5 protein-coding genes and 1 pseudogene are annotated in these 6,710 nt (G+C 72.3%); 5 read left to right on the top strand and 1 reads right to left on the bottom strand.

Annotated features, from left to right (window positions below):
• From GUY61_RS32205 to GUY61_RS32185, 5 genes and pseudogenes are all read left to right on the top strand, one after another.
• The coding region (locus GUY61_RS32205) for a Zn-ribbon domain-containing OB-fold protein (protein ID WP_166633866.1) at positions 1 to 496 on the top strand (496 nt) is incomplete at its 5' end.
• 82 nt (positions 497 to 578) lie between these two features.
• A pseudogene (locus GUY61_RS40750) lies at positions 579 to 875 on the top strand (MaoC/PaaZ C-terminal domain-containing protein); the annotation flags it as partial.
• A gap of 293 nt (positions 876 to 1,168) precedes the next feature.
• Positions 1,169 to 2,338: a lipid-transfer protein gene (locus tag GUY61_RS32195; RefSeq protein ID WP_166633864.1), complete on the top strand. Its 1,170-nt coding sequence runs from the start codon at positions 1,169 to 1,171 to the stop codon at positions 2,336 to 2,338.
• A 293-nt stretch (positions 2,339 to 2,631) separates the two neighbouring features.
• A complete protein-coding gene (locus GUY61_RS32190; RefSeq protein WP_166633863.1) occupies positions 2,632 to 3,186 on the top strand; it encodes a SigE family RNA polymerase sigma factor in 555 nt (184 codons plus the stop codon).
• Positions 3,187 to 3,446: 260 nt separating this feature from the next.
• Positions 3,447 to 5,093: a long-chain fatty acid--CoA ligase gene (locus GUY61_RS32185; protein ID WP_166633862.1), complete on the top strand. Its 1,647-nt coding sequence runs from the start codon at positions 3,447 to 3,449 to the stop codon at positions 5,091 to 5,093.
• Positions 5,094 to 5,339: 246 nt separating this feature from the next.
• Here the strand turns inward: GUY61_RS32185 and GUY61_RS32180 are convergent.
• On the bottom strand, positions 5,340 to 6,710 hold a 1,371-nt coding region (locus tag GUY61_RS32180; RefSeq protein ID WP_166633861.1), incomplete at its 5' end, for a PleD family two-component system response regulator.

Below are 6,710 nucleotides of genomic sequence, written 5' to 3'. Positions count from 1 at the left end.
GGACAACAGGGCCAAGGGGAACAAGGCCGAGGAGGGAACGGCCGAGAAGAACAGGGCTGGGGGAACCAGGGCCGGGGAGGCATGGCCAGGGGCCGCGCGGCGGCCGAGACCGGTGATCAACCGGGACAACGCAGGTTTCTGGGAGGGGGTCACCGATCACCGTCTGCTGATCCAGCGGTGCGTCGCGTGCGGCACCCTGCGCTTCCCCTGGCTGCCTGGGTGCAACGCCTGCGGATCGTCGCGGTGGGACACCGTCGAGGCGAGGGGCGAGGGCACGGTCCATTCGTACGTCGTCATGCACCACCCGCCCTTCCCGGCCTTCGACCCGCCGTACGCGGTGGGGCTGATCGAACTGGCGGAGGGCGTGCGGATGATCAGCAACGTGGTCGGGGTCCCGTACGACAAGGTGCGGATCGGCATGCCGGTGCGGCTGGAGTTCCAGCAGGTCGACGAGGAGCTGGAACTGCCGGTTTTCCGGGGAGGGGGAGAGGCCTGACATGGATCTCACGCCGACCGGGGACGAACCGGCCGCCCGCCGTCCGGCCGGGAAGACCCCCACCGGCCACCGAGCGGGCCCCTTGTGGGCGGGCGAGGAACTCCCCGCGCTGGAGATACCGGTGACCCGGACACTGATCGTCGCCGGGGCCGTCGCCTCGCGCGACTACCAGGACGTCCACCATGACGCCGAGGCCGCGCGGGAGAAGGGCTCGCCGGACATCTTCATGAACATCCTGACCACCAATGGGCTGGTCGGCAGGTACATCACCGATTACCTCGGTCCGGCCGCCGTACTGCGCCGGGTCGCGATCCGGCTCGGCGTGCCCAGCTACCCCGGGGACACACTGGTGCTCACCGGCCGCGTCACCTCCGTGGAGGCCGCCTCGGGGCCTGCCTCCGACGGATACCGCGACGGCCCCGCGGATGGCGCGCCGTCCCCGAAGGGCGCGGCGCCTCCGGCGCCAACGGCCGGCGGCTCCGCGGGAGGCTCCGCGGGCGGCCCGCCCGGCGGAGTGACCGGCGGCGTGACCGCGCAGGTGCGGGTGACCGGGGCCAACTCCCTCGGCAGCCATGTCACCGGGATCGTCACCGTCTTCCTTCCGGGAGTTCTCGTAGACCCTGGTGACCCTGGCGACCCTGGAGCCACCCGGGCGGCCTCCGGGGACGCGTCATGAGCCTGCGCGGCGCCGACCGGCTCGGCGGGAAGGCCGCGATCGCCGGGATCGGGGCGACGGAGTTCTCCAAGGACTCCGGGCGCAGCGAACTGAAACTCGCCGTGGAAGCGGTCCGGGCCGCCCTGGACGATGCCGGCCTGAAACCAGCGGACGTCGACGGCCTGGTCACCTTCACAATGGACACCAGCCCCGAGATCACGGTGGCCCAGGCCGCCGGGATCGGGGAGCTGTCCTTCTTCTCCCGAGTCCACTACGGAGGCGGCGCTGCCTGCGCCACCGTTCAGCAGGCCGCGCTCGCCGTCGCCGCAGGCGTGGCCGAAGTCGTCGTCTGCTACCGCGCGTTCAACGAGCGCTCCGGCCGCCGTTTCGGCTCGGGGGTGCAGCACCGCGAGCCCTCGGCGGAGGGCGCGGCGCTCGGCTGGTCGCTTCCGTTCGGCCTGCTCACCCCGGCCTCCTGGGTCGCCATGGCGGCGCAGCGCTACCTCCACGTCCACGGTCTCACCCCCGAGGTCTTCGGCCGGGTCGCGGTGACCGGCCGGAAGTACGCCGCCACCAATCCCGCCGCGTACTTCTACCGGCGCCCGATCACCCTCGACGATCACGCCGCCTCCCGCTGGATCGTCGAGCCGCTGCGGCTCCTGGACTGCTGCCAGGAGACCGACGGCGGCCAGGCCCTCGTGGTCACCTCCGTCGAGCGGGCACTCGACCTGCCGCGTCCGCCCGCCGTGATCCTCGCCGCCGCGCAGGGCGCCGGTCGGGCCCAGGAACAGATGACCAGCTACTACCGGGACGGGCTGACGGGCCTGCCCGAGATGGCCGTGGTCGCCCGACAGCTGTGGCGCACGAGCGGAATGACCCCGTCCGACATCGACGTCGGCATTCTCTACGACCACTTCACGCCCTATGTGCTGATGCAGCTGGAGGAGTTCGGCTTCTGCGGCCCGGGGGAGGCGGCGGACTTCGTCGCGTCCGGTGAACTGCCGCTCAACACCCACGGGGGCCAGCTCGGCGAGGCGTACCTGCACGGTATGAACGGGATCGCGGAGGCCGTCCGCCAGCTTCGCGGCACCTCCGTGAACCAGGTGGCGGATGCCGCGCGGGTCCTCGTCACGGCGGGGACGGGCGTTCCCACGTCCGGGCTGGTCCTGGGCCGCGGCCCGGGCTGAGCGCATCGCGGGGCCCGGGCCGGGCGCACCGCTGGGCCCGGGCTGTGTGCATGCGGGCCGGGCCGAGCCGAAGGCGGGTGCCCGTCGGCCGTCCGCCTGCGCCGGGGCCCGGGCGCTCCTCGCCGTGCCCCGGCGGGATGCCCCGGACCTGTAGGGGCGGACCCCTACTCCCTCGTGCCGATGCCTCCACCTCCAGGAGGTGTGGTCGTCATCCGCCCTACAACCTGAGGGGGACATGGCTTCGGGACCTGCGGCCGATCCGCTCGAGCCGCCCCGCTCCTAGCGTTGAGCCCATGACCACGCCTGTCTGCATGAGCGCTTCTCAGGGAGCGACGGGGGCCGCAGGACCGACGTACTACCCCTCGTTCTCCTCGTACGTACGAGCCCGCGGGACGGTGCTGCTGCGCACCGCGCGCTCGCTGACCGCGAACCCCAGTGATGCCGAGGACCTGCTTCAGACGGCCCTCACCAAGACGTATGTCGCCTGGGACCGTATCGAGGACCACCGCGCGCTCGACGGCTATGTGCGCCGGGCGCTGCTGAACACCCGCACGTCGCAGTGGCGCAAGCGCAAGGTCGACGAGTTCGTCTGCGAGGAACTTCCCGAGCCGGAGACGGCCCCGGCCGCGGATCCCGCCGAGCACCAGGCCATGCGCGACGCGATGTGGCGTGCGGTGATGAGGCTGCCGGACCGTCAGCGTGCGATGGTCGTCCTCAGGTACTACGAGGACCTGAGCGAGGTGCAGACCGCCGCGGTGCTCGGTGTTTCCGTCGGGACGGTCAAGAGCGCCGTCTCACGGGCGCTCGGCAAGCTGCGGGAGGATCCCGAGCTGGGCAGCGCCGCGTAGGCCGCCGTCGTCCGGGTCCCTACGCCCGGTCCCTCCGCCGCCCGCGTACGCCCGTACCCCGCGCCGGGCCGTACCCGCGCCGGGTCTTACCCGCGCCCGGCCGTACCCTGCCCCGGCCCTGCCCAGCGCCGATTCACCCGCGCCGACGGGGAGCAGATTCGCTCATTTGCGAACTAGGTCTCGACATACCGCATGGTATGCCAGCACAATCGCCGGGAAATTACCCTCGCGTAATGGCGCGCTGAATGGGGAGGCCCCCGGTGCAGAGCACGATGCAAGATGTCCCGCTGCTGATCTCGCGGATCTTGACCCACGGGTCTACCATCCACGGAAAGTCGCAGGTCACTACCTGGACCGGTGAGGGCGAACCGCATCGCCGCAGCTACGCCGAGATCGGCGCGCGGTCGGCACAGCTCGCGCACGCGCTGCGCGAGGACCTCGGAGTCGACGGCGACGAGCGCGTCGCGACCCTGATGTGGAACAACGCCGAGCACGTCGAGGCGTACTTCGCGATCCCGTGCATGGGCGCGGTCCTTCACACCCTCAATCTGCGTCTCCCCGCGGAGCAGTTGGTGTGGATCGTCAACCACGCCGCGGACCGGGTGATCATCGTCAACGGCAGCCTGCTGCCGCTGCTCGCCCCGCTGCTCCCCCACCTCACCACCGTCGAGCACGTCGTCGTCTCCGGACCCGGTGACCGCTCGGTGCTGGAGGGTGTGGGCCCGCAGGTCCACGAGTACGAGGAGCTCATCGCCGCCAAGCCCACCACCTACGAGTGGCCCGAGCTGGACGAACGCCAGGCCGCCGCCATGTGCTACACCTCGGGCACCACGGGCGACCCGAAGGGCGTCGTCTACTCCCACCGCTCGATCTATCTGCACTCGATGCAGGTCAACATGGCCGAGTCGATGGGCCTCACCGACGCCGACACGACCCTCGTCGTCGTCCCGCAGTTCCACGTCAACGCATGGGGGCTGCCGCACGCCACCTTCATGACCGGCCTCAACATGCTGATGCCGGACCGTTTCCTCCAGCCCGCGCCGCTTGCCGAGATGATCGAGCGCGAGCGCCCCACGCACGCCGCGGCCGTTCCCACCATCTGGCAGGGACTGCTCGCCGAGGTCACGGCCAACCCGCGGGACATCTCCTGTATGAAGCAGGTCACCATCGGTGGCGCCGCCTGTCCGCCCGCCCTGATGGAGGCGTACGACAAGCTGGGCGTGCGGCTCTGTCACGCCTGGGGCATGACGGAGACCTCCCCGCTGGGAACGATGGCGAACCCGCCGGCCGGTCTCACGGTGGAGGAGGAGTGGCCGTACCGCATCACCCAGGGCCGCTTCCCCGCCGGTGTCGAGGCCAGGCTGGTCGGCCCGGCCGGCGACATCCTGCCCTGGGACGGCGAGTCGGCCGGTGAGCTCGAGGTCCGCGGGAACTGGATCGCTGGCGCGTACTACGGGGGAGCCGCCGGGGAGCCCATGCGCCCCGCCGACAAGTTCAGCGAGGACGGCTGGCTCAAGACCGGCGACGTCGGCGTCATCAGCCCCGACGGATTCCTGACCCTGACCGACCGGGCCAAGGACGTCATCAAGTCCGGCGGTGAATGGATCTCCAGCGTCGACCTGGAGAACCAGCTCATGGCCCACCCGGACATCGCCGAGGCGGCCGTCGTCGCCGTTCCCGACGAGAAGTGGGGCGAGCGGCCGCTCGCCACCGTCGTCCTGAGGGACGGATCCACCGTCGGATACGAGGACCTCCGGGCCTTCCTCGCCGAGCGGGTCGCCAAGTGGCAGGTGCCGGAGCGCTGGACGGTGATCCCGGCGGTCCCCAAGACCAGCGTCGGCAAGTTCGACAAGAAGGTGCTGCGCAAGCAGTACGCGGCCGGTGAGCTGGATGTGACCCAGCTCTGACCCGTCTCCAGCCGGTTCCGGGCCGGTTCTGACCCGGTTCCGGGCTGGCCTGGTTCCGGCCCGGCCCGCCCGGCTCCGGCTCGTTCTCCCGTCCGTCCCGCATGGGCCGATGACCAGGAAGGGCCCCGCACCGGATCCGAAAGGATTCGAACGGTGCGGGGCCCTTCCCTCATGACACGTGCGCCCGTGCGCCCGTGCGCCCGTGCGCCCGCGGGCACTCACCGCACGGACGCGTCCGCTCCAGCGTCAGCTGGCGCCGATCTTCGCCAGCAGGTCCACGATGCGCACCTGCACGTCCTCGCTGGTCGCGCGCTCCGCGAGGAACAGCACCGTCTCGCCGGAGGCCAGCCGGTGCAGTTCCGACTGGTTTATGTCGGCCGCGGTGTAGACGACCAGGGGCGTGCGGTCGAGCAGCCCGTTCGCACGCAGCCAGTCGATGATGCCGGTCCCCCGGCGGCGTACCTGCAACAGGTCCATGACCACCAGGTTCGGCCGCATCTGGCCGGCCAGTACGACCGCTTCCTCGTCGTTCGAGGCGCGGGCCACCTGCATTCCGCGCCGCTCCAGCGTCGACGTCAGGGCGATCGCGATCTCCGCGTGCTCCTCGATCAGCATCACGCGCGGCGGGTGCTGCTCGCTGTCACGCGGTGCGAGCGCCTTCAGAAGCACGGCCGGGTCGGCGCCGTAAGCCGCCTCGCGCGTCGCCTGCCCGAGCCCCGCCGTCACCAGGACCGGGACCCCGGCGGCCACCGCGGCCTGACGCAGCGACTGCAGGGCGGTACGGGTGATCGGGCCGGTCAGCGGGTCGACGAAGAGCGCGGCGGGGAAGGCCGCGATCTGCGCGTCGACCTCCTCACGCGAATGCACGACGACCGGCCGGTAGCCGCGCTCGCTGAGCGCCTGCTGGGTCGCGGCGTCGGGCGCCGGCCACACCAGCAGTCGGCGCGGGTTGTCCAGCGGCTCGGGCGGCAGCTCGTCGTCCATCGGCGGCGGCTGGTGCGCCACCTCGACCGCGCCGTTCGGACCGTCCAGCGGCTCCGGGCCCTCGCTGCCCTCCGCCGGGGCGCCTATGGCATAGGCGCGGCCCTGGCCCGCGCCGCCGAACCGCGGCTGCGGGTGGGGCTGCGGGTGTTGCGGGTGCGGTTGCGCCGCGGGGGTGGCGTGCGGCGGGACCGGTGTCTGACCCGGCGCGGATGCGGATGAGGGGGCCTGGGCCGGGGGCGGCGGTACGGGCCTCTGGGGCGCCGGAACCTGAGCCTGCGGCGCGGCCGGAGCGGAGGACGGAGACGGTGACGGTGACGGGGGCGTGGGGTCCTCCGCGGGAGGCGCGGCCAGCTTCCGGCGCCGCCCGCCGCCGCCGCCGGACGTGTGCGCCTGCTGGTGCGGCTGCTGTGGCACCTGCTGGGCGCGGGCGCGCTGCTGTTCGGCGACCTGCTGCGCGAACGGGACGCCTTGCCCCAGCGTCCGCACGCTGATCGCCCCGCGGCCGTTCGTGGCGCCGTCGTCGACCGGCCGCCCCTGCGGCGGAACGGCCGCGGCGGCGGGCGCGGGCTGCTGTGCGCCCTTCGCGGCCACCGGGTCCTGCGCCGCGGCCCATGAGCCGGAGGCGTCCGAGGG

It is taken from the genome of Streptomyces sp. GC420 (genome assembly GCF_009916105.1).
Classification (GTDB): domain Bacteria; phylum Actinomycetota; class Actinomycetes; order Streptomycetales; family Streptomycetaceae; genus Streptomyces.
The sequence above is the reverse complement of the archived record's forward strand: the minus strand, read 5'-3'. Positions and strand labels throughout refer to the sequence as shown.